Source organism: Conexibacter sp. CPCC 206217 (genome assembly GCF_030646165.1).
Classification (GTDB): Bacteria; Actinomycetota; Thermoleophilia; order Solirubrobacterales; family Solirubrobacteraceae; genus Conexibacter.
The window spans coordinates 1-21828 of record NZ_JAUTDO010000005.1 but is presented as its reverse complement, the minus strand read 5'-3'; the positions used below and the strand labels follow the sequence as shown (position 1 = coordinate 21828).

At 71.7% G+C, this 21828-nt stretch carries 20 protein-coding genes; 9 read left to right on the top strand and 11 right to left on the bottom strand.

What is annotated here, in order from left to right; genetic code table 11:
- Positions 1-37: 37 nt before the first annotated feature.
- The 7 genes from clpB to Q7L65_RS14240 all read right to left on the bottom strand — a co-directional run bounded on the left by clpB (position 38) and on the right by Q7L65_RS14240 (position 8697).
- Positions 38-2602, bottom strand: a complete 2565-nt coding sequence (clpB, locus tag Q7L65_RS14270; RefSeq protein WP_304722128.1) for an ATP-dependent chaperone ClpB — start codon at positions 2600-2602, stop codon at positions 38-40.
- Positions 2603-2648: 46 nt separating this feature from the next.
- Complete coding sequence (locus Q7L65_RS14265; protein WP_304722126.1) at positions 2649-3146, bottom strand: heat shock protein transcriptional repressor HspR; 498 nt, start codon at positions 3144-3146, stop codon at positions 2649-2651.
- A gap of 78 nt (positions 3147-3224) precedes the next feature.
- Positions 3225-4367 carry a J domain-containing protein gene (locus tag Q7L65_RS14260; RefSeq protein ID WP_304722125.1) on the bottom strand — a complete coding sequence of 381 codons (1143 nt, stop codon included), beginning with the start codon at positions 4365-4367 and terminating at the stop codon, positions 3225-3227.
- Positions 4368-4379: 12 nt separating this feature from the next.
- Positions 4380-4982: a nucleotide exchange factor GrpE gene (locus tag Q7L65_RS14255; protein ID WP_304722124.1), complete on the bottom strand. Its 603-nt coding sequence runs from the start codon at positions 4980-4982 to the stop codon at positions 4380-4382.
- Positions 4979-6910, bottom strand: coding sequence for a molecular chaperone DnaK (gene dnaK, locus Q7L65_RS14250; RefSeq protein WP_304722123.1), 1932 nt, complete (start codon positions 6908-6910; stop codon positions 4979-4981). The genes Q7L65_RS14255 and dnaK overlap by 4 nt, the downstream gene beginning before the upstream one ends.
- A 145-nt stretch (positions 6911-7055) precedes the next feature.
- Positions 7056-7802: an endonuclease III gene (gene nth / locus Q7L65_RS14245; RefSeq protein WP_304722122.1), complete on the bottom strand. Its 747-nt coding sequence runs from the start codon at positions 7800-7802 to the stop codon at positions 7056-7058.
- Positions 7803-7809: 7 nt separating this feature from the next.
- Positions 7810-8697 (bottom strand): carbohydrate kinase family protein, encoded by an 888-nt coding sequence (locus tag Q7L65_RS14240; RefSeq protein ID WP_304722121.1) that lies wholly within the window; start codon positions 8695-8697, stop codon positions 7810-7812.
- 167 nt (positions 8698-8864) lie between these two features.
- Here Q7L65_RS14240 and Q7L65_RS14235 point away from each other — a divergent pair, with 167 nt between their 5' ends.
- The 8 genes from Q7L65_RS14235 (at position 8865) to Q7L65_RS14200 (ending at position 17623) form a co-directional block, all read left to right on the top strand.
- Positions 8865-9671, top strand: a complete 807-nt coding sequence (locus Q7L65_RS14235; protein WP_304722120.1) for an alpha/beta fold hydrolase — start codon at positions 8865-8867, stop codon at positions 9669-9671.
- A gap of 16 nt (positions 9672-9687) precedes the next feature.
- On the top strand, positions 9688-10248 hold the full coding sequence (locus Q7L65_RS14230; RefSeq protein ID WP_304722118.1) for a CAP domain-containing protein: 561 nt from the start codon (positions 9688-9690) through the stop codon (positions 10246-10248).
- Between the two features lie 69 nt (positions 10249-10317).
- Positions 10318-12117 (top strand): hypothetical protein, encoded by a 1800-nt coding sequence (locus Q7L65_RS14225; RefSeq protein ID WP_304722117.1) that lies wholly within the window; start codon positions 10318-10320, stop codon positions 12115-12117.
- Positions 12118-12218: 101 nt separating this feature from the next.
- Positions 12219-12998: a phosphatase PAP2 family protein gene (locus Q7L65_RS14220; RefSeq protein WP_304722116.1), complete on the top strand. Its 780-nt coding sequence runs from the start codon at positions 12219-12221 to the stop codon at positions 12996-12998.
- On the top strand, positions 12998-13654 hold the full coding sequence (locus tag Q7L65_RS14215; RefSeq protein ID WP_304722115.1) for a CDP-alcohol phosphatidyltransferase family protein: 657 nt from the start codon (positions 12998-13000) through the stop codon (positions 13652-13654). Before Q7L65_RS14220 ends, Q7L65_RS14215 begins: the two co-directional genes overlap by 1 nt.
- A 57-nt stretch (positions 13655-13711) precedes the next feature.
- Positions 13712-14878: an inositol-3-phosphate synthase gene (locus Q7L65_RS14210; protein ID WP_304722114.1), complete on the top strand. Its 1167-nt coding sequence runs from the start codon at positions 13712-13714 to the stop codon at positions 14876-14878.
- A 190-nt stretch (positions 14879-15068) separates the two neighbouring features.
- Positions 15069-16967, top strand: coding sequence for a glycosyltransferase (locus Q7L65_RS14205; RefSeq protein ID WP_304722113.1), 1899 nt, complete (start codon positions 15069-15071; stop codon positions 16965-16967).
- Between the two features lie 47 nt (positions 16968-17014).
- On the top strand, positions 17015-17623 hold the full coding sequence (locus tag Q7L65_RS14200) for a uracil-DNA glycosylase family protein (RefSeq protein ID WP_304722111.1): 609 nt from the start codon (positions 17015-17017) through the stop codon (positions 17621-17623).
- 73 nt (positions 17624-17696) lie between these two features.
- Here Q7L65_RS14200 and Q7L65_RS14195 read toward each other — a convergent pair whose 3' ends face one another.
- The 4 genes from Q7L65_RS14195 to Q7L65_RS14180 form a co-directional block, all read right to left on the bottom strand.
- On the bottom strand, positions 17697-18491 hold the full coding sequence (locus Q7L65_RS14195) for a DUF4097 family beta strand repeat-containing protein (RefSeq protein WP_304722108.1): 795 nt from the start codon (positions 18489-18491) through the stop codon (positions 17697-17699).
- A 147-nt stretch (positions 18492-18638) separates the two neighbouring features.
- Positions 18639-19577, bottom strand: a complete 939-nt coding sequence (locus Q7L65_RS14190) for a zinc-binding dehydrogenase (protein WP_304722107.1) — start codon at positions 19575-19577, stop codon at positions 18639-18641.
- 191 nt (positions 19578-19768) lie between these two features.
- Positions 19769-20164, bottom strand: a complete 396-nt coding sequence (locus tag Q7L65_RS14185; RefSeq protein WP_304722106.1) for a hypothetical protein — start codon at positions 20162-20164, stop codon at positions 19769-19771.
- Positions 20165-20195: 31 nt separating this feature from the next.
- Positions 20196-20867, bottom strand: a complete 672-nt coding sequence (locus Q7L65_RS14180; RefSeq protein ID WP_304722104.1) for a VOC family protein — start codon at positions 20865-20867, stop codon at positions 20196-20198.
- Between the two features lie 95 nt (positions 20868-20962).
- On the opposite strand from Q7L65_RS14180, the gene Q7L65_RS14175 reads away from it, so the two are divergent.
- Positions 20963-21736, top strand: coding sequence for an SDR family NAD(P)-dependent oxidoreductase (locus Q7L65_RS14175; protein WP_304722103.1), 774 nt, complete (start codon positions 20963-20965; stop codon positions 21734-21736).
- Positions 21737-21828: the final 92 nt, after the last annotated feature.

Below are 21828 nucleotides of genomic sequence, written 5' to 3'. Positions count from 1 at the left end.
CGCTCGGACGCGCCGCACAGCGTCTCACCTCGGAACGCTAGGCCGCGACGACCCGCGCGGCCCGCGTGAAGGTCAGCTCGCCGTCGACCGCGTCGACCTCGACGATGTCGCCGGCCGCGAACTCGTTCTGCAGGATCGCCAGCGCGAGTCTGTCGACGAGCCGCTTCTGGATCACGCGCTTCAGCGGCCGCGCGCCGTAGGTCGGGTCGTAGCCGAGGTTGCCCAGCAGCAGGCGCGCCTCGTCGGTCAGCTGCACGTCGATCTCGCGCTCGCGCACGCGCTTGACGAGCCGCGCGACCTGGATGTCGACGACCTCCGCGAGCTGCTCGCGCGACAGCGGGGCGAACTCGACGATGTCGTCGAGGCGGTTGATGAACTCGGGCTTGAAGTGGCCCTCGGCGCCGATCCGCCCGCCGGGGATGTTCGAGGTCATGATCAGCACGACGTTCTTGAAGTCGACCGTGCGGCCCTGGCCGTCGGTCAGGCGACCGTCGTCCATCACCTGCAGCAGCGCGTTGAAGACGTCCGGGTGCGCCTTCTCGACCTCGTCGAGCAGCACGACGGAGTACGGCCGGCGGCGGACCGCCTCGGTCAGCTGACCGCCCTCCTCGTAGCCGACGTAGCCGGGAGGCGCGCCGACCAGCCGCGAGACGGAGTGTCTCTCCATGTACTCCGACATGTCGAGCCGGATCATCGCGTCCTGCGAGTCGAACATGAACTCGGCGAGCGCGCGCGCCAGCTCGGTCTTGCCGACGCCGGTCGGGCCGAGGAACAGGAACGTGCCGATCGGGCGATCGGGGTCCTGCAGCCCGGCGCGCGAGCGCCGCAGCGCGTTGGCGACCGCCTCGACCGCCTCGTCCTGGCCGATCACCCGCTGGTGCAGGCGATCCTCCATGTGGATCAGCTTGTCGACCTCACCCTCCAACAGGCGGCTGACGGGGATCCCCGTCCACGTGCCGACGACCTCGGCGACGTCCTCGGCATCGACGCGCTCCTTCAGGAACTGCGCCTCGCCGCCCTCGCCGGACTGCTCCTCGGAGCGCTCGCGCGCCTCGGCCTCGGCGAGCTGTCTCTCCAGCTCCGGGATCTCGCCGTAGCGCAGCTCGGCGGCGCGCTGCAGGTCGGAGGCGCGCGTCGCCTGCTCGACCTCCAGCTTCGCCTGCTCCAGCCGCTCGCGCACGACCGTGACGGAGGCGATCGCGTCCTTCTCGGCCTGCCACTGAGCGGTCATCGCGGTCGAACGCTCCTGCAGCTCGACGATCTCGCGCTCGATCGCGGCTCGGCGTGTCGCAGAGGCCTCGTCGGTCTCCTTCTCGAGCGCGCGCAGCTCGATCTGCAGCTGCAGGATGCGGCGGTCGATCTCGTCGATCTCGGTCGGCTTGGAGTCGATCTCGATCCGCAGCCGCGAGGCCGCCTCGTCGATCAGGTCGATCGCCTTGTCGGGCAGGAAGCGGTCCGCGATGTAGCGGTGCGACAGCGTCGCGGCGGCGATGATCGCGGAGTCCTGGATGTCGACGCCGTGGTGGACCTCGTAGCGCTCCTTCAGCCCGCGCAGGATCGCGATCGTGTCCTCGACCGACGGCTCGCCGACGAAGACGGGCTGGAAGCGGCGCTCCAGCGCCGCGTCTCTCTCGATGTGCTTGCGGTATTCGTCGAGCGTCGTGGCGCCGACCGCGCGCAGCTCGCCGCGCGCCAGCATCGGCTTCAGCAGGTTGGCGGCGTCGACCGCCCCCTCGCCGGCGCCGGCGCCGACGATCGTGTGCAACTCGTCGATGAACAGGATCACCTGGCCGGCGGCCTCCTGGACCTCCTTCAGGACGGCCTTGAGGCGGTCCTCGAACTCGCCGCGGTACTTCGCGCCGGCGATCAGCGCGCCGATGTCGAGCGAGACGACCTTGCGATCGCGCAGCGACTCGGGCACGTCGCCGGAGACGATCCGCTGCGCGAGCCCCTCGGCGATCGCGGTCTTGCCGACGCCGGGCTCGCCGATCAGCACGGGGTTGTTCTTCGTGCGGCGCGACAGCACCTGTATGACGCGGCGGATCTCCTGATCGCGGCCGATCACGGGGTCGAGCTGGCCGAGCGCCGCCGCCTCCGTCAGCTCGCGACCGTACTTCTCCAGCGCCTGGTACTTGTCCTCGGGCGCGGCGTCGGTGACCTTGTGCGGGCCGCGCACCTCCCTGATCGCCGTGTCGAGGTGCTCGTGCGTGGCGCCGGCCGCGCGCAGGATCTCGCCGGCCTTCGAGTTGTGGCCGGAGAGCGACAGCAGCAAGTGCTCGGTCGAGACGTATTCGTCGTCGAGCTGGCGCATCTCGTGCTCGGCCGCGCGCAGCACCTGGACCAGCTCGGTCGAGGGGCCGCTGCCGCCGCTGGGGCCGGACATCGTCGGCAGCCCGTCGAGCGCGGCGTTGACCTCGTTGCGGACGGAGATCGGGTCGGCGCCGACCTTGCGCAGGACCGCGGGGACGATCGACTCGGGCTGGGTCAGCAGGATCGCGAGCAGGTGCTCGGGCGTGGCCTGCGGATTTCTCCGCTCCTCGCCAAGCCGCAGTGCGGCCTGAATCGCCTCCTGGGACTTGATCGTGAAGCGGTCGAGCTGCATGCGGCGGTTCCTCCGGGAATCGAGATCTAAGTCAGATAGACTTAGATCATACCGCGTCGTCGCCGTCTTCTGAAGGGCGCTCGACGGGAATTCTGAAGCGCGGCAGCGGTCTTCTGACAGGCACCAGCGCGCCGCCGCGGACGTACGGCACGATCTCGGCGCGCAGCGAGCGGCGCAGCTCCTCCAGCCGCTGCACCTCCTCCTGCAGCTCGCGCGCGCGGCGCTCCATCCGCCGCACCTTCGCGGCCGCCGCCTCGAGCTGCTCCTCCAGTTCGAAGACGCGCTCGACACCGGCCAGGTTCATGCCCAGCTCGGCCGTCATCTCCTGGATCCTGCGCAGCCGCTCGACGTCCTTGTGCGAGTACAGGCGCGTGCCCTTCGGCGAGCGCTTCGGCTCGATCAGGCCGCGCTGCTCATACATCCGCAGAGTCTGCGGATGCATCTCGGCGAGCTCGGCGGCGACGGAGATCATGAAGACGCCGCGGTCATCGCTGACCTCGATGCGCGTCGTCGTGCGGATCCGCCGGCCGCCGCTGCTAGCCATGGCTCAGCCTCCGGCCCGGGAACGCGAGCCGCTGGGCGAGCGTTCCCAGTGGAAAGCAAGTCCTCTGGACGCAGCTTTTCACGCCCGCGCCTCTGTGCGACCGCGGAAGAGGCGGTCGCGCGGATTGCCGTCCAGCGTCTTGGCGAGCTCGTCGACGGCCCGCTCCTGCTCGCGCGTCAGCTCTCTCGGCAGCTCGATCACGAAGCGGTAGTGGATGTCGCCTCTGCCTCTGCCGCCGAGCCTCGGCGCGCCCTCGCCTCTCAGCCGCTGCAGCGTCCCGTGTCTGGTGCCGGGCGGCACGCGCAGCTTCTTGGAGCCGTTCAGCGTCGGCACCTCGACGGTCGCACCGCGCAGCGCCTCCGCCACCGTCAGCGGGACCTCGACCTCGACGCGGTCGCCCAGGTGTCTGAATATCGGCGAGTCGGCGACGCGCGTGACGACGAACAGGTCGCCCGCCTCGCCGCCGTTGAGGCCCGGCTCGCCCTTGCCGGCGATCCGCACGCGACTGCCGTCGCGCACGCCGGCGGGGATGTTGACCTTCAGCCGCTTGATCGTGCGGCGCGCGCCGCTGCCGCCGCAGGTCGGGCACGGGTCCTCGATGATCGTGCCGCTGCCGCCGCAGCGCGAGCAGGGCTTCGAGATCGAGAAGACGCCCTGACCCTGCTGCTCGACGCCGCGACCGTGGCAGAGCGGACAGACGACCGGCGCCGTGCCGGGTCTCGCGCCGCTGCCGTGGCACGTCTCGCAACGCGTCGAGGTCGGCACCGCCAGCGACGTCTGCGCGCCGTCGATCGCCTCCTCGAACGACAGCGAGACCTCCGTCTCGAGGTCGCGGCCGCGCTGCGCCCTCGGCCGGCGCGGGCTCGCGCCCCCGCCGGTCGGGCCGTTGCCGCCGCGCCCCGCGCCGGCACCCCCTCCGAAGAGGTTGGAGAGGATGTCGCTGAAGCTGCCGCCGAACTGGTTGGGGTCGAACCCGCCGCCGTTCGGCCCACCGGGCGCGAACGGCCCGGTGCCGCGGTCGTACGCTCTGCGCTTGTCCGCGTCCGACAGCACGTCGTGCGCGGCGGAGACCTCCTTGAAGCGCTCCTCGGCCTGCGTGTCACCCGGGTTCGTGTCCGGGTGGTATCTGCGCGCAAGCTTGCGGTACGCCTTCTTGATCTCCTCGTCGCTGGCGTTCTTGCCGACGCCGAGGATCTTGTAGAGGTCGGGTGGTGCGGCCATCTCCGCCTCCGCCTACGCCGCCACGACGACGCGTGCCGGGCGCAGGACGAGGCCGCCGAGGCGGTAGCCCGACTGGTAGACCTCGACGACCGTGCCGGACTCGGCGCCCTCGACGGGCTGCTGCACCACTGCCTCGTGCTCGTTGGGGTCGAAGCGCGCGCCCTTCGGCGAGAAGCGCTCGATCCCAACGCGCGTCAAGGCGGCCAGCAGCTCGTCGTGGACGAGCTTGATGCCGGCCGTCAGGTGGTGCTCGGGCTGGCCGTGACCGGCGTCGGCCGGCGCCTCGGCCGCGGCGAGCGCGCGGTCGAGGTTGTCGAGCGCCGGCAGCAGCTCCTTCGCGAGCTTGCCGATCCCCCGCTCCTGCGCGAGGCTGACGTCACGCGTCGCCCGCTTGCGGAAGTTCTCGAAGTCGGCCTGCGTGCGCTGCGCGAGCTCGAGGTACTCGTCGGCCTTCGCCGCCTTCGCGACCAGCTCGTCGAGATCCTGCTCGACGGAGCTGGCGCTCAGATCGGCGGCGTCCTCGGCCGGCGTTCCGTGCACGCCATCGGTGGCCTCGGTGGTGACCGCCTCCTCGGCGGTCACCCCATTCGGCTGCTGCTCGGCGTCCATCGTCATCTGCCCTCGTCCACGACCTCGGCGTCGACGACGTCCTCCTCGTCGGAGGCGTCGTCCTCGCCGACCGGGCGGTTGGACTCCGGCCCGGCGCCGTTGGCACCGTCGGCGCCCGCAGCCTGCTGCTCCTGCGCGCGCTGGTACATCGCCTCAGAGACCTTGTGGAAGGCGGACTGCAGCGCCTCGGTCTTGGCCGTGATCTCGGCCGCGTCCTCGGACTCGAGCGCCTCGCGCACGGCCTTGATCGCGGCCTCGATCTCCTCCTTGGAGGCGGCGTCGACGCCGTCGCCGAGGTCTCTCAGCTGACGCTCGGCCTGGTAGGCCGCGTTCTCGCCGTTGTTGCGCGCCTCGGCCAGCTCACGCGCTCTCTTGTCGTCGTCGGCGTGCGACTCGGCGTCGTTGACCATCTGCTTGATCTCGTCGTCCGACAGGCCCGAGCCGGCCTTGATCTCGATCTTCTGCTCCTTGCCGGTGCCGAGGTCCTTCGCGGACACGGACAGGATGCCGTTGGCGTCGATGTCGAACGCGACCTCGATCTGCGGCACGCCGCGCGGCGCCGGCGGGATGCCGGTCAGCTGGAACTTGCCGAGCGACTTGTTGTACTGCGCCATCTCGCGCTCGCCCTGCAGCACGTGGATCTCGACGGACGGCTGGTTGTCCTCGGCGGTCGAGAAGACCTCCGACTTGCGCGTCGGGATCGTCGTGTTGCGCTCGATCAGCTTCGTCATCACGCCGCCCTTGGTCTCGATGCCGAGGGTCAGCGGGGTGACGTCGAGCAGCAGGACGTCCTTGACGTCGCCGGCCAGCACGCCGGCCTGGATCGCGGCGCCGAGCGCGACGACCTCGTCCGGGTTGACGCCGCGGTGCGGGTCCTTGCCGGTCAGCTCCTTGACCTTCTCCTGGACCGCCGGCATGCGCGTCATGCCGCCGACCATCACGACGTGGTCGATCGTCTTGGCGCCCTTGTCCTTGGCGTCGTCGAGCGCCTGGCGCACCGGAACGACGGTGCGGTCGAGCAGGTCGGCCGTCAGCTCGGTCAGCTTCGCGCGCGAGAGGCGCGTGTCGAGGTGCTTGGGGCCGCTCGCGTCCGCCGTGATGAACGGCAGGTTGATCTGCGACTCCTGCGTCGTGGAGAGCTCGATCTTCGCCTTCTCGGCGGCCTCGTAGAGGCGCTGAAGCGCCATCGGGTCGGCCGCGAGGTCGATCGCCTGGCTCTTCTTGAACTCGCTCACGAGCCAGTCGACGATCGCCTTGTCGAAGTTGTCGCCGCCGAGGTGGTTGTCACCGGCGGTCGACTTGACCTCGAAGACGCCGTCGCCGATCTCCAGCACGGACACGTCGAACGTGCCGCCGCCGAGGTCGAAGACGAGGATCGTCTGATCCGTCTCCTTGTCGAGGCCGTAGGCGAGCGACGCGGCGGTCGGCTCGTTGATGATGCGCTTGACGTCGAGGCCCGCGATCTTGCCGGCGTCCTGCGTCGCCTGACGCTGGTCGTCGTTGAAGTACGCGGGAACGGTGATGACCGCGCCGTCGACCGTCTCGCCGAGGTACGCCTCGGCGTCGGCCTTCAGCTTCTGCAGGATCATCGCGCTGACCTCGGGCGGGCTGTACTGCTTGCCGTCCGCCTCGACGCGCGCGTCGCCGCCGGGGCCGGCGACGACCTTGTACGGCACGATCGACTCCTCCTCGCGCACCTCGGCCTCCTTGCGGCCCATGAAGCGCTTGATCGAGAAGATCGTGTTGGTGGGGTTCGTGACTGCCTGGCGCTTCGCAACCGTGCCGACCAGCCGCTCGCCGCCCTGCGTGAAGGCGACGACGGACGGCGTTGTGCGGCCGCCCTCGGCATTCTCGATCACGGTCGGCTCGCCACCCTCGAGGACGGCCATACAGGAGTTGGTCGTGCCGAGGTCGATGCCGATCGTCTTGCCCATGAATGGAACTCCTTCGTGGTGCTGCGGGGTTCGCGAGGAAAAAATCTAAGCGCGAGTATAGAAGATGTTCGAGCGCTTTCGCGACCGAATCCGCGAGCATCCGAGAATCGGGCGCGCGCATTCGCGGGATCGGCGCGCTCGCGCCTCAGGCGTAGCTGCGACGGCTGGGACAGACCCGCCTGAGCACGCACGACGGGCAGTCCGGTCTGCGCGCGTGGCACGTGCGGCGCCCGTGGCGCAGCAGGTTCACGTGGAACTCCAGCTCCTGCCCGCGCGGCGAGAGGTCGAGCATCTCGTCGTGCAGCTCCTCGAACGGCGCGCCCGGCCGCAGCAGGTGCAGCCGCATGCCGACGCGCGAGACGTGCGTGTCGACCGGCACGTCGCGCAGGCCATAGGCGAACAGCAGCACGCACGCGGCCGTCTTGCGCCCGACGCCCGGCAGGCTGCAGAGGTAGCGCTGCCCCTCCGGCACCGGCGCCTCACGCAGGAACGAGAGGTCGAGGCCGCGGCCCTCGGGCGAGTCGTCGATCGCCCGCAGGATCTGCTGGATCCGTTTCGACTTGACCTTCGAGATACCGCCGGGGCGGATCGCCTCCTCGACCTCCGCGTTGGGCGCCTCCATCACCGCCTGCCAGCCCTCGAAGCGCTCGCGCAGGCGCTCGTAGGCGACGTCGCGGTTGCGGTCGTTGGTCGACTGCGACAGGACCGTCAGCACCAGCTCGTCGAGCGGCTGCTCGTGCGGCGGCATGATCGGGATCCCGTAGACCTCGCGCAGCTTGTCGCGGATCGCGTCGACCCTGCGCCGCGTCGGGCGCACCCAGTCGCCCTTCGGGATCGTCGCGAGGTCTCTGCCGGTGCCCCTCGCGGCCGCTCTTCTGCTCGTCGCGGGCATCGCGGGCTCAGGCGAGCGCGCTCCAGCGCTCGGTCGCGCGCGCCGCCTCTGCGACCGCGTCCGACAGCGCGGCGGCGGCCGCGGCCGGATACCAGCCGCTGAGCGCCAGGCGCGCCAGCAGCACGCCCGTCAGCGTGTCGCCCGCGCCGACGGTCGAGCGCACCTGCGCCGGGACGCCGGGGACGTCGACTCTCAGCTCGCCGCGCAGGATCGCGCCGTGCTCGCCGCGCGTCAGCACGACCATCTGGGCGCCGCCCTTCAGCAGCGCCCGCGCCGCCTGCTCCAGGTCCGCCTCGCCGGTCATCAGCTCCGCCTCCGCCGCGGTCGCGCGCACCAGCAGCGCGTCGCGCACGCAGGCGTTCGCGAACGACTGCGCCTGCGAGCGCAGTCTCCAGCGCGGCAGGCGGATGTTCGGGTCGAAGACGACGGGAAGCCCGGCCGCCAACGCCTGCTCGCGCGCCGCCAGCACGACCTCGCGCTCGTCGGGGTCGACGAGCGCGTTGGTCGTCAGGAACAGCCCGCTCGCCGCCGCGACCGCCTCCTCGACGCGCCCGCCGAGCGCGTTGAGGACCGCGCGCGGGTCCTCGCCGTACAGCTCGTAGCGCGGCACGCCAGCGTCGTCGACGACGACGAAGGCCAGCCGCGTCTTCTGCTCCTCGGCGAGCGCGAAGAAGCGCGTGTCGACGCCTTCGTCCTGCAACTTTCGTTGCAGCCAGCGGCCCCAGCTGTCGTCGCCGGCGCCGCCCGCGAGCGCGACCCGCGCGCCGTGACGCGCCGCCGTGACGGCGATGTTGGCCGTCGCGCCGCCGAACGCGGGCACGAACGCGTCGGCCTCGGCGAGGTCGGCGAGCGGCCGTTCGCAGATCAGGTCGACCAGCGCTTCACCGAGGCACAAGACGGCGAGGCCCCGCCCTGGGGGCTTGCCTCGCTGGGGAACGCTCGCCTGGGGGCTCGCCTTCCCGGCTGTGGCTGGTCCGAGCGGGTTCACGGAGCGGAAGTTACCGGCTGCCCGGCCCTCGGCAGTGGCGCGCGGGCACACGCCACCAGTAGTCTCGCGGCCTCGTGGAGGTGACGGATCACACCGGGGAGCTGGATGGCCAGCCCGTCTTCTGGCGCTCGGCGCCGAGTCAGGGCGCGCCGACGCTGTACCTCCACGGCGTGCCGACCAGCAGCGACGACTGGCTTCCGTTCCTCGCCCTGACCGGCGGCCTCGCACCCGACCTGCCCGGCTTCGGCCGCTCCGGCAAGGGCGGCCAGAACGACTACTCGATCGACGGGATCGCCGGCTTCGTCGAGCGCTTCCTCGACATGGTCGGCGTCGAGCGCGTGAAGCTCGTCGTGCACGACTGGGGCTCAGCCGCGCTCGCGTTCGCGATCCGCCACCCGGAGCGGATCGAACGGCTCGTGATCGTCAACGCGGTGCCGCTGCTGGAGGGCTACCGCTGGCACTGGATCGCGCGCCGCTGGCGCCAGCCGTTCATCGGCGAGATGGCGATGGGGCTGACGTTCCGCGCGACGATGAAGCGCGTCATGCGCCCGGCCTTCGCCGGTCCGGTCCCGCAGGATTTCGTGCGCGCGGCGTGGCGCCATTTCGACCAGGGAACACAGCGCTCGATCCTGCGGCTGTACCGCAGCGCACCCGAATCTCGCCTGGCCGAGGCGGGGCGCGGGCTGGAGCAGGTGACCGCACCGACACTGGTACTTTGGGGCGCGCTTGACCCGTTCATCCCGCCGGCCTTCGGGGACCAGTACGCAGCACGGCTGCCGGGATCGCAGGTCGAGCATGTCGACGACGCCGGACATTGGCCCTGGCTCGACAAGCCGGAGCTGATCGCTCGAATTGCCTCCTTCCTGGGTGACAACCGATGACCGCTGCACACTGCCCGTGCGAGCGCTCCCACGCCGTCGTGCCCGCGTCGCCCCGACGCGCCTGCGTCCCGCGCTGATCGTTGCGCTCGCGCTGCTGAGCTGCCTCGTCGCGCTCGCTGTCGCGCGGCCTGCGTCGGCCGGCCAGACCGCTGACGGCGGCCCGACCGCATCCGCCTCCGCCGCCCGCTTCGGCCCCGCAGTACTGGCCGAGCTGAACCGCATACGGACGCGCCACAAGCTGCCGCGGGTGACGGCCGACCGGCGCATGAGCCGCTATGCCGCCGCCCACTCGCGTGACATGGCGCGCCGCGGCTACTTCGCGCACGGCGCCTGGAGCAGCCGCGTCGCACGCGCCTCCGGCTCGGCGCACGCGCTCGGCGAGGTGCTCGGCTGGCTCGGCCGCTCCGGTCCGCGGCGCGAGGCGCGCGGGATAGTGCGCGGCTGGCTCGACTCGCCGCCGCACCGCGCCGTGCTGCTCGACGCGAGCTTCCGCCGTGTCGGGATCGGCCGTGCCGGCGGCCAGCTGAACGGCATATCCGCGGCGATCTACACGGTCGACTGGGCCTCGGCGCGCTGACGCGACGGCGCTCGCGAGCGGCCGTGCCGCGCGGCCGCGGACGCGCGGTCCTCTAGCCTGCTCCTGCGCATGGCGAGCCTCAGTCCAGCAGCAGACGGCGTGACGCGACCCGCCGGCGCGAACCTCGCCGGCGCGACGACGGATCCCTCGCCCGGCGTCCGCGCGGACCTGCTCAGGCAGTTCGCCCCCGCGCTCGTCGCCGCGCTGCTGGCCGCGATCTACCTGATCGTCTCGCCGCCCAGCATCGACCTCGCCGCGACCGAGTACCGCACGTGGCTGTTCGGTCAGGAAGGCCTGTCGCTGTGGGACCTGCAGTGGTACGCGGGGCATCACATGCCTGGCTACAGCGTGCTGCTGCCGCCGCTCGGCTGGCTGCTCGGCGCGCGTCTGCTCGGGGCGATCTGCATCGTCGCGGCGAGCGCGCTGTTCACGCGGCTGGCGTGGGACCGCTTCGGCGAGCGTGCCTGGGTCGGCGCGCTGTGGTTCGGCGCCGGCAGCATCACGCTGCTGATGAGCGGCCGCATCACGTTCGCGCTCGGCCTCGTACCGGCACTCGGCGCGCTCGTCGCACTCGAACGCGCCACGACCGCGGGCCGTCTCGCGCGCCGCACGAAGCCGCTCGTCGCGCTCGCGCTCGTGCTCGGCGTGATCACGGCGCTCGCGAGCCCCGTCGCCGCGGTCTTCCTCGCGCTGGCGGGTGCGGCGTACGCGCTTGGGGAGCCGCTCGCACGTCGCGTGAGCGACCGGCCGACCGCCGCCGCGCCGGACGCACACGCCGAACGCCGCGCAGCCGCGCGGCCGCGCCTGCGCACGCTCTCCACCCCCCGCCGCCTCGCCGGCTGCTCGCTCGCCGCCGCGGCGCTCCTCCCCGTCGCCGCCTTCGCGATCGCCTTCCCCGAGGGCGGGACGGAGCCGTTCGTGCTGTCCGCCTTCTGGCCGACGCTCGCCGTCGCCGCCGCGGCGCTGGTGCTGTTCCCGCGCGAGCAGCGCACGCTGCGGATCGCGGTCGTGCTGTACGCGCTCGGCTGCACCGCCGCCTACCTGATCGACACGCCGGTCGGCGGCAACGCGGCGCGCCTGGGCGCGCTCTGCGCCGGCCCGCTGTTCGCGCTCGTGCTGTGGCGCAAGCGCCCGCTGGCGCTCGCGCTGCTGGTGCTGCCGCTGCTCTACTGGCAGTGGACCTCGGCCGTCCACGACGTGCGGATAACGCACGGCGACCCGAGCGTCCAGCAGGCCTACTACGCGCCGCTGCTGGCGTTCCTCGACGGCGCTGACCCGGACGGCTCCAGCGGCCGCGTCGAGATCCCCTTCACGAAGCTGCACTGGGAGTCGCGCTGGGTCGCGCCGCACCACACGATCGCGCGCGGCTGGGAGCGCCAGTTGGACCACAAGGTCAACCCCGTCTTCTACGAGGGCACGCTGACGCCCGCGCGCTATCGCGGCTGGCTGCTGCGCAGCGGCGTGCGCTGGGTCGCGCTGCCGGACGCCACGCCGGACTACTCCGCACGCACCGAGGCGAGAATCGTCGCGGCCGGCCAGCCGTACCTGCGCGAAGTGGAGCGCACGGCCCACTGGCGGATCTACGAGGTCGAAGGCGCGACGGGGCTGGCGAGCGGCCCGGCGCGGGTCCTCCACACGAGCCCCGACAGCGTCGAGTTGGCCGTCGCGCGGCCCGGCACGGTACGGCTGCGGATGCACTGGACGCCGTACTGGAAGGTCGCCCAGGGCGATGCCTGCGTCGCGCCCGCCAGCTCGCCCGGCGGCGACGACCAGACCGAGCTGCGCGTCCGCCGTGCCGGAACCGTCACGCTCGTGACGAGCTTCGCGCCCGGCCGCGTCGGCGCCCGCAGCCCCCGCTGCAGCGGCTGATTCGCGCCTGCGGCGGGTACGGTCAACCGAACCGAGTGAACGGGTCTTCCCCCCGAATCCGTCAGTGCGGGGGCGATCCGAGATAGGATGCGCGTTTCCGCATGATTCGATCGATTCGCAACTTCGAGCAGCGGGTGCTCCCTCACGGCGTGGGAGATCTGGTCCGGCAACTGCTGCTCTTCGCAGTCGCGTACTACGGCTACCAGATCGTCCGCGGCGTGGCCGACGGCAAGGCCGCCGTCGCCGCTTGGAACGCCACGAAGATCATCAACCTCGAGCACAACCTGCATGTGTTCATCGAGCCGAACGTCCAGTCGTGGGCGGCCTCGACCGGCTGGCTGTCCGATTTCGCCGCCTGGATGTATCTCAACAGCCACTTCGTCGTCTCGGTCGGCTCGCTCGCCTTCATCTACCTGTTCCGCAACGAGGCGTTCTACTTCGTGCGCAACATGTTCATGATCGCGATGGGCATCGCACTGATCGGCTACGCCATATACCCGACGGCGCCACCGCGGCTGATGCCCGAGTGGGGCTTCACCGACACCGTCGCCGCCTTCACCGGCGTGCGCGTCGAGAACGAGCCCGTCTCCGCGCTGCTGAACATGTACGCCGCGGTCCCGTCGATGCACTGCTGCTTCGCGTTGATGATCGGCTGGCCGATGGCCCGGCTCGTGAAGCCGAAGCCGCTGAAGGTCATCTGGTTCCTGTATCCCTTCCTCGTCATGTTCGTCGTCATCGCGACCGGCAACCACTACGTCTTCGACGCTGCGCTCGGCGCGGCGACGGCCGGCGTCTCCGCGCTGCTGTCGTGGCAGCTGCTCGCGCGTGCGCGCCCGCAGGCCTGGTCGTTCAGCCAGGCCCGCGCCGAGGCGACGGCCTGATGTCGACAGCCCCGCCCGGAGACGGCCGCCGCCGCGGCGGCGACGCGCGCGCCCGCGGCGAGCTGTCGGAGACGGTCCGCAACAAGCTGATCGACTCGCGCCTGACGCCGAACGCGATCTCGCTGACCGGCCTCGTCGGCAACCTGATCGCGGCCGTCCTGGTCTGGCAGGAGTACTTCTTTCTCGCCGGCATCGCCTTCATCCTCGGCTCCGTGATGGACACGCTCGACGGGCGCTATTCGCGCATGTCGGGCAAGGGCACGCCGTTCGGCGCCTTCCTCGACTCGACGCTCGACCGCGTCGAGGAGGGGATCGTGCTGACCGCGGTCGCCTGGTATTTCTCTACGCAGGGCGACGACGTCGCCGTCGCGGCGGTCGTCGTAGCGGTGCTGTTCTCGCTGATGGTCTCCTACACCCGCGCTCGCGCAGAGGCGCTCGGGATCGAGTGCAAGGTCGGGATCGCCAGCCGCGCGATCCGCGTCGTGATCCTCTCGATCGGCCTGCTGTTCGCCAAAGGCGCCGGAATCGGCGACTTCGAACTGCTCGCACCGGCCGTCTACGTGCTCGCCGTGCTGACCGTCTTCACGACCTTCCAGCGCATCTTCCACGTGCGCAGACAGATGATCGCGATAGCCAGATCCGCGCCGTCCGTGTAACCAGCTGCATCCGTCGGGGTCTTTCCCGACAGCATCCTTCAGGAGGAAACACACCAAGTGAGCAACGCTTCCACCAACGGCGCGAGCCGGTACCAAGCGGACAAGGTCCGCGTCGCGATCATCGGCGTCGGCAACTGCGCCAACTCGTTCATCCAGGGCGTCCAGTACTACAGAGACGCTGATCCGAACGAGCGTGTCCCCGGCCTGATGCACGTCGATCTCGGCGGCTACCACGTCAGAGACATCGAGTTCACGGCCGCGTTCGACATCGATGTGGAGAAGGTCGGCAAGGACCTCGGCGAGGCGATCTGGTCGGGTCAGAACGACACGATCAAGTTCGCCGAAGTGCCGCAGCTCGGCGTCACGGTGCAGCGCGGCATGACGCACGACGGCCTCGGCAAGTACCTGTCGCAGAAGATCAGAAAGGCGCCCGGCCCGACGGCCGACATCGTCCAGATCCTCAAGGACACGAAGACCGACGTCGTCGTCTCCTACCTGCCGGTCGGGTCCGAGAACGCGACGAAGTGGTACGTCGAGCAGGTCATCGAGGCCGGCTGCGGCTTCGTCAACTGCATCCCGGTCTTCATCGCCAGCGAGGACTACTGGGACGACCGCTTCAAGAGAGCGAACCTCCCGATCATCGGCGACGACATCAAGTCGCAGGTCGGCGCCACGATCACGCACCGCAACCTCGCGCGCCTGTTCCACGAGCGCGGCGTCGAGCTCGAGCACACCTCGCAGCTGAACGTCGGCGGCAACATGGACTTCTTCAACATGCTCGAGCGCGAGCGCCTGGAGTCGAAGAAGATCTCCAAGACGAACGCCGTGACCTCGGTCGCCGGCATCGAGCTGCCCGCCAGAGACGTCCACGTCGGCCCGTCGGACTACGTGCCGTGGCTGACGGACCGCAAGTGGGCGCACATCCGCCTCGAAGGCAGAGCGTTCGGCGACGTGCCGCTGATCGCCGAGCTGAAGCTCGAGGTGTGGGACTCGCCGAACTCCGCCGGCATCGTCACCGACGCCGTGCGCTGCTGCAAGCTGGCGCTGAACCACGGCCTCGGCGGCCAGCTGGACGGCCCCAGCTCGTACCTGATGAAGTCGCCGCACAACCAGCGGCCCGACGACATCGCGCGCAACGACACGGACTCGTTCATCGAGCAGTACGGCAAGAAGGTCGGCACGGCCCCGACCGGCGCGACCGCGCCGACGACGACCGAGGCCTAGCAAGAGCCGCAGCAGCACCGCGAGTTCCCACCGGCGCTCCGCAGCGCGGGGCGCCGGAGTGGAACTCGCCGAGCGAAACGCTCCTGCACGGGGCCGTGCCGCGCACGGCTGAGGGCTATGCTCTCCCCCCGTGCAGGAGCGTTTTGCCATCGCCCAGGTCACGCCGTACGCCTGGGAAGCGGATCATGATGTGAACCGTGCGGTCGCACGGGTCGCGGACGAGCTGGCGGCGCGCGGGCACAGGGTGCTGATCGTCGCGCCGTCGCAGTCGGGCGCGCTCGTGCGCGATTCGCGCAGAGCGATCCGCGCCGCGCGCGAGAACCCCGCCGCGCTGCTGGACGGGACGGGCGACGGGATGCCGCGGCTGCTCGGGGTCGGCGAGGTGCTGCCGTTCCAGCCGTCGCGCAAGCGCGCCGTCTCGCTCCCGATCGACGTCGCGCGCACGATCGAGCAGTTCTTCTCGATCGCGCCATTGGACCTCGCGCACATCCACGAGCCGTTCGCGCCGAGCGCCGCCAGCGCGGCGCTGCGTCACTCGCGCGCGCTCAACGTCGGGTCGTTTCACTCGACGACCGAGCGGGTCCTCTCGACACAGGTCGCGCGCCGCGTCGTCGAGCTGTTCCTCGGCCGCCTCGACGCGCGCGTCGCCAGCTACGAGGCGACCCGCGAGCAGCTCCACCGCTGGTTCCCGGCCGACTACAGCGTGATCCTCCCCGGCGCCGACCCGCCGCGCGAGGGCGGCGCCAACGCGCGCGCCGCCGCCGCGCGCGCCGGCGGCCTCGACGCGGGCCTCGCGGCCGGCTACGAGGTCCCGGAGCTGGTGCTGATCTCCGACGAGGAGCGCCCGGCCGTGCGGACCTTCCTGCGCGCGCTGCGCAGACTGCCGCTCGACGTGCCGTGGCACGCGACGATCTGGTCGCCGAGCGGGATCCAGCCGCCCGGAGCGCTGCGCGGCGAGCTGCGCGAACGGGTCGCGTTCGTCGGCCCCGACGAGGCCGACGAGGCGACGCTGCTGGCGCGCGCCGACGTCGCGGTGCGCGCCTCCTCCGGCGCCGTCCCGATCCCCAGCGGCGTGCTCGACGCGGTCGCGGCCGGCGCCGTCCCGGTCGTCTCGCGGCTGCCGGTCTACGAGGAGCTGATCGAGCGCGGCGACGGGCTGCTGTTCGAGCCCGGCGACATCCAGACGCTCGCGGCCCAGCTCGACCGGCTCGTGCGCGACCCGGGCCTGCGCTTCCGTCTGCGCGAGGGCGCCAGACCGCTGCGCGAGCAGCTGACGTGGTCGCGCGTGGTCGACGAGCTGGAGCAGGTCTACGGCGCGCTGACGAAACGCCGCCACGACGGGCGCGGCGACCCCGCGCTGCGCGCTCAGGTCGCCAGACGGCCGCTGATCGACGTCGACCTGCACATGCACACCGACCACTCGGGCGACTGCGCGACGCCCGTCGAGGTGCTGCTGGCGACCGCGAAGGCGAGAGGCCTCGGCGCGATCGCGGTCACCGACCACAACGAGATCTCCGGCGCGCTCGACGCGCTCGCGAAGGCCAACGGGATCAAGGTGATCGTCGGCGAGGAGGTCAAGACGAAGGACCAGGGCGAGGTGATCGGGCTCTTCATCAGAGAGCTGATCCCGCGCGGGCTGAGCCTCGAGCAGACGATCGCGGAGATCAAGCGCCAGGGCGGCCTCGTCTACGTCCCCCACCCGTTCGACCGGATGCACTCCGTGCCCGACTACGAGCACCTGCTGGCCGTGCTCGACGACGTCGACGCGATCGAGGTCTTCAACCCCCGCATCGCGATCCACGAGTTCAACGAGGAGGCCGTGCGGTTCGCGGCCAAGTACCGCGTGCCGGGCGGCGCCGGCTCCGACGCGCACGTCGCGCAAGGGCTCGGATCGGTCCGCATCCGGATGCCGGACTTCGACGGTCCGGAGGAGTTCATGGAGTCGCTGCGAGAGGCCGACGTGATCCGCACGCCGGCCAGTCTGCTCTACGTCCAGGCGCTCAAATTCCTGCAGACGAAGGCGACTCCGGCCCCCGCGCGCAGAGGCGTTCGGGAGCGGCGCGTGCGGCGGGCGGTTCGCAAGTCCTGATGCACGGGCAGGGAGAAGGCGTGGACGCGTCCAATCTTCCCCAGAGCATGCCCGTGACCACAGATGACGAGATCCGCGAGAAGTACCTCGAGCGCGCCATCCGTGAGCTGAATCAGCTCACGCGCGACCTCCAGAGCTGTCCGCACTGCCCGCGGGGGAACCTGATGCCAGTGCTGGGGTCGGGCCACCCGCAGGCGGACGTGTTCATGCTGAAGTACCAGCCGCGCCCGTCGGAGGTGGAGGAGGGCGTGGCGTTCTACGGCCGTGCCGGCGGAGCGCTGATGAAGTCGCTCAAGCGGCTGCAGATCGATCCGCTGGCCGTCTACGGCACGCTCTGCGTCAAGTGCCCGGTGTCCGATCCGACGCTCGCCGATCCGGCCTGCGTGGAGCGAATCCTCGAGGAGCTGGCGATCGTGCAGCCGAAGATCGTCGTCGTGATGGGCGAGGAGGCGCTGGAGGTGCTCAACGACCTCGACGTGCCGCTCGCGCGCGTCGTCGAGCAGCTGCCCGGCACGATCCAGCAGCTGACCCCGTCGATCGACGCGCTGTACGTCCCGAACATCGACGAGGCGCTCGACGAGGAGAGCGCCAAGCGGGCCTTCTGGCACGCCTTCAAGGTGCTCGGCGACTGGTACGCGGACCTGCCGCCGTACTAGTGCTTCGCATCGCGAGTTGCACGGCATCGCCGCGCAATGCGGCGTGCGCCGGGAACTCGCGGCTCTTTGCGCCTCAGCGGGCGTCTGCGAGACGGGCGACCCGCACGTCGCCCGACGAGGCGCGCGCGTCGATCGTGTGAGGCGAGTCGAGCGACTGGTCGACCTCGACCTCGGAGTCGCCGGAGTCGGTGTCGGACTGGACGCGGTAGGCGACGTTGCCGGGCACCGCGATCGTGACGTCGCCGGAGGAGACGTCGACCGCGACGTTGTCCGGCACGACGCGCGTGCGGACCGTCACGTCGCCGCTGCTGGCGTTCGCGCGGACGTCGCTGCCGCTGTAGCCCTCGACGTCGACGTCGCCGGAGGAGGCCGACATCCGCAGCGGGCCCGAGACGTCGATCGCCTCGACGTCGCCGGAGCTGGTGCTGAGGACGGTGTCGCCGGCCAGGCCGCGACCCGTCACGTCGCCGGAGGAGCCGTGCACCTCCAGCGGCAGGTCGCGCGGCACGTGCAGCACGAAGTCCGTCTCGCAGCCGTCGGGGCCGAACGCGCCCCAGAAGCCGCAGCTGCCCGACAGCTTCAGCGTGCCGCCGTCGAAGCTCTGCTCGACGCGCGGCTCGGCCAGGCTCCACTCGCGGTGGGCCGTGACCTGGACGTCGTCGCGGTCCTCGGCGACCACCTCGATGTCACCGCTGCCGCCGGCGATCTTGAGCTGCTCGACGCCGCCGTACGTCTTGACGCTGTCAGCGCTGCGGTGGACGGTCAGCGAGGTCAGCCACAGCGCGCCCCAGAGGGCGACCAGGAGCCCGACGACGACGCCGAAGACGAGGAAGGGACGGGAGAGGCCGTTGCGGCTCGTAGCGGGCACGCCGAGCAGCCTATGCCGGCGGACCCGCGGGTGGAATGGGACCTGCTCCCGGATGGGTGTTGGGGCTGGCCCCACCTCGGGCCGCTCAGGCGCGGGCTGCGGGCCGGGCGCCGGGCGGCCTGCCGCGGAGCGCGCGCCCGAGCGCGGCTACGGCAGCAGGACGATCTTGCCGAGCTTGCCGCCGGCGGCGAAGCGCTCGTAGGCGGTGGCCGCCTGCTCCAGCGGATACGTCGCCGCGACCGGGACGCGGACCGCGCCGGAGGCGACGAGCGGCAGCACGTGGCGCTCGGTCGCGCGCGCGGCGAGCGCCTTCTGCTCCAGCGACCGCGCGCGCATCGTCGTGCCGCCGATCCGCGCGCGCTTGACCATCATCAGCCCGAAGTTGAACTCGACGTTGGCGCCGGCGCCGATCCCGATCACGACGATCCGGCCGCCGATCTCCAGCGCCGCGAGGTTGCCCGGCAGGTTCGGTGCGCCGACCAGCTCCAGCACGACGTCGAACGGCCCCGCCTGCTCGAAGCCCTCCGGCGCGATCACCTCGGCACCGAGCGCGGCGACCTGCTCGCGCAGCTGCTCGTTGCGCACCGTCGCGGTCACGCGCGCGCCGGCCGCGCGGCCGAGCTGGACCGCGGCGGTCCCGACGCCGCCGGCGGCGCCGTGCACCAGCAGGCGCTCGCCGGGAGCCAGCCCGGCCTGCGTGAAGAGCGCGTCGTGCGCGACGACGAAGACCTCTGGAAAGCCGCCGGCCGCGGGCCAGTCGAGCACGTCCGGGACCGGCATCAGGACGCGCTCGTGCACAAGCGCAAGCTCCGCCTGCGCGCCGCCGCCGACGATCGCCATCACGCGGTCGCCGAGCGCGAAGCGGCTCGCGCCGGGGCCGAGCGCGGCGACCTCGCCGGCCAGCTCCATCCCCGGGATGTCCTGCGGCGCGTCGGGCGGCGCCGGGTAGCGGCCGCGCAGCTGCAGCATGTCGGCGCCGTTGAGGCCGGCCGCGCGCACCCGCACGAGCACCTCGCCGGCACCCGGCACGGGGTCCGGGTGCTGCTCGATCACCAGCTCGCCGTCGCGGATCGTCGCTGCGCGCATCGCGACGCAGTCTTGCAGACGCGCGCCGGCCACCGCGTGCGTAAGAGTTGGACGAGTTCAGTCCTGCTGAACACGAGGGGAGAATGCCGACGATCGCCGGCTGGCCGGCCGCCGCGGCGTAGCGTCGCGGGGCGGCTGAGTGCGCGCGGCGGGAGCGGACGCGGTCCGCTCGCCGCCGCGGAGCGCAGTGCCTACGCGCCTGCCGGCGGCGTGACGCCCTTCGGGAAGCGCCAGACGTCGAAGCCGACTCTGCCGTTGGTGCCTCTCTTGACGAAGCGCTTGCCGGTCGCGGTTCTGAGCGAGCCGCCGAGCTTCTGCGTCGTCCAGCCGGCCATCGATCTGGGCTCGTACAGGTAGCTGCGGAAGATGTGGTAGGTGTCGTCGCAGGTGAGGCTGACACCGGCCGGGGCGAAGTTGAGGCGGTGGTACTTGCCCGCGCTGAAGCCCGACTGCGGATCGTTCTGCACGACGGTGAAGATCGGGCACTCGGACGTCGAGGTTCTTCTGGCGGCAGCGTTCGCCGACGCCGGCACGATCGCCATCAGCGTGACGACGGCAGCCGTCAGCAGGCGGGTGCGGTGATGCATGGGGACTCCTTGGGGAAGGGGTGTGTTGACGTCAGCCTGTCATCAAGGCCACCGGCAACGCAAGCCCTGCAACGCGACGCACGGACGCGATCCGACGGCCCGGCTGGACCGCGTCGCGGACCTCGCTCGCGCGCTCGCCGAGCGCGGCGACGGTCGCGTCGAGGTCGTCGCAGCGCAGCGCGAGGCCCCAGAAGAACGCGTCGCGATCGGGGCCGCCCGCTCTGACCGCCACCTCGTCCGGCTCCTGTATGACCTCCAGCAGCTCCGCGCCGAGGCGGAAGAACGCCTGCCGCGGCGCACCCGCCGGCGTCGGCTCCTCGCGGATCCGGCGCAGGTCCAGGCCCGCCGCCTGCAGCGCGGCGACCGTGCGGTCGAGCTGCGGCGAGACGGCGACGACGTGGTCGATCCGGGTGACGCCGTTGGGGTGGGGCGCGGCCACGCCTGCGGCGGTCCCCGTGACCGGCTCCCCCGGCGTGTCCGCCCTCCCGCTCCCGTCGCGCTGCGCCCGCGCCGTCGGCAGCCCGTCCAGCCCCGTCGAAGCGGTCCCCCGCAGCGTCCAGCCGACCAATCCCCGACCGGCGTCGCGCCCGGCGAAGCGCAGTCGCACGTCACCGATCCGGCACGCGTCGTCCTCGACCGCGAAGCCGAGCGCGGCCCATGTCGCGGGCGCGTCGGCGATCGTCAGCTGCTCGATCGTGACCATGCGGCGCGATGCTAACGCGGCCCACCGCCGCGGGCGGCAGACCGACCGACGAGTACTATTGGACCTTACGGTCCAATCCTCTCCTCAGGAACCCCATGCGACTCGAAGGCAAGACCGCCCTCATCACGGGCTCGACCAGCAACATCGGCCGCGCGATCGCGCTCGCGTTCGCGCAGGAGGGCGCGCACGTCGTCGTCAGCGGCCGCAACGCGCAGCGCGGCGGCGCCGTCGTCGAGCAGATCCGCGCGGCCGGCGGCCGCGCGGACTTCGTCGCCGCCGACCTCGACGGCAGCGCCGAGCGCTCGCGCAAGCTCGCCGCCGAGGCGACCGAGGTGCTCGGCGGCCGCATCGACGTGCTCGTCAACAACGCGGGCATCTTCCCCGGCGACGTCACCGCCGCGACCGACGAGGCGACCTTCGACGAGGTCTATGCCGTCAACGTCAAGGCGCCGTTCTTCCTGACCGCCGCGATCGCGCCCGCGATGGCCGCGCGCGGCGACGGCGCGATCGTCAACCTCGGCTCGTGGGTCGCGCGCCTGTCGGTCGGAGTCGGTGCGCTCTACGCCTCCACCAAGGGCGCCGTCGAGACGCTGACGCGCGCGTGGGCCGCCGAGTACGGACCGTCCGGCGTGCGCGTCAACGCGGTCTCCCCGGGCGTCATCCGCGCGCCCGAGTACGACACGCCCGCCGGCCCCGGCGTGCACCCGGCCGAGGTGATGATGCGCGGCACGCCCGCCGACGGCAGCGGCACGCCCGACGCGGTCGCGCACGCCGCCGTCTACCTCGCCAGCGACGAGGCCGCGTTCGTGCACGGCACCGTCGTCGACGTCGACGGCGGGCGTGTCAGCGTGGCGGTGATCGCGGGCTGATCCGCGAGCTGCTCGCGGGCGGCGGCGCTGCGCGCGGCGGCGCCGCAGCCGCGTGCCGCGCGGCGCGCGCCCGCGCGGTCGGCTGCGAGCGG

Coding starts and splice junctions, on each gene's coding strand:
- Q7L65_RS14175 (WP_304722103.1), top strand. CDS start 20,963: ATGCGACTCGAAGGCAAGACCGCCCTCATCACGGGCTCGACCAGCAAC.
- Q7L65_RS14220 (WP_304722116.1), top strand. CDS start 12,219: ATGATTCGATCGATTCGCAACTTCGAGCAGCGGGTGCTCCCTCACGGC.
- Q7L65_RS14260 (WP_304722125.1), bottom strand. CDS start 4,367: ATGGCCGCACCACCCGACCTCTACAAGATCCTCGGCGTCGGCAAGAAC.
- Q7L65_RS14190 (WP_304722107.1), bottom strand. CDS start 19,577: ATGCGCGCAGCGACGATCCGCGACGGCGAGCTGGTGATCGAGCAGCAC.
- nth (WP_304722122.1), bottom strand. CDS start 7,802: ATGCCCGCGACGAGCAGAAGAGCGGCCGCGAGGGGCACCGGCAGAGAC.
- Q7L65_RS14180 (WP_304722104.1), bottom strand. CDS start 20,867: ATGGTCACGATCGAGCAGCTGACGATCGCCGACGCGCCCGCGACATGG.
- Q7L65_RS14185 (WP_304722106.1), bottom strand. CDS start 20,164: ATGCATCACCGCACCCGCCTGCTGACGGCTGCCGTCGTCACGCTGATG.
- clpB (WP_304722128.1), bottom strand. CDS start 2,602: ATGCAGCTCGACCGCTTCACGATCAAGTCCCAGGAGGCGATTCAGGCC.
- dnaK (WP_304722123.1), bottom strand. CDS start 6,910: ATGGGCAAGACGATCGGCATCGACCTCGGCACGACCAACTCCTGTATG.
- Q7L65_RS14215 (WP_304722115.1), top strand. CDS start 12,998: ATGTCGACAGCCCCGCCCGGAGACGGCCGCCGCCGCGGCGGCGACGCG.
- Q7L65_RS14225 (WP_304722117.1), top strand. CDS start 10,318: ATGGCGAGCCTCAGTCCAGCAGCAGACGGCGTGACGCGACCCGCCGGC.
- Q7L65_RS14200 (WP_304722111.1), top strand. CDS start 17,015: ATGCCCGTGACCACAGATGACGAGATCCGCGAGAAGTACCTCGAGCGC.
- Q7L65_RS14255 (WP_304722124.1), bottom strand. CDS start 4,982: ATGACGATGGACGCCGAGCAGCAGCCGAATGGGGTGACCGCCGAGGAG.
- Q7L65_RS14265 (WP_304722126.1), bottom strand. CDS start 3,146: ATGGCTAGCAGCGGCGGCCGGCGGATCCGCACGACGACGCGCATCGAG.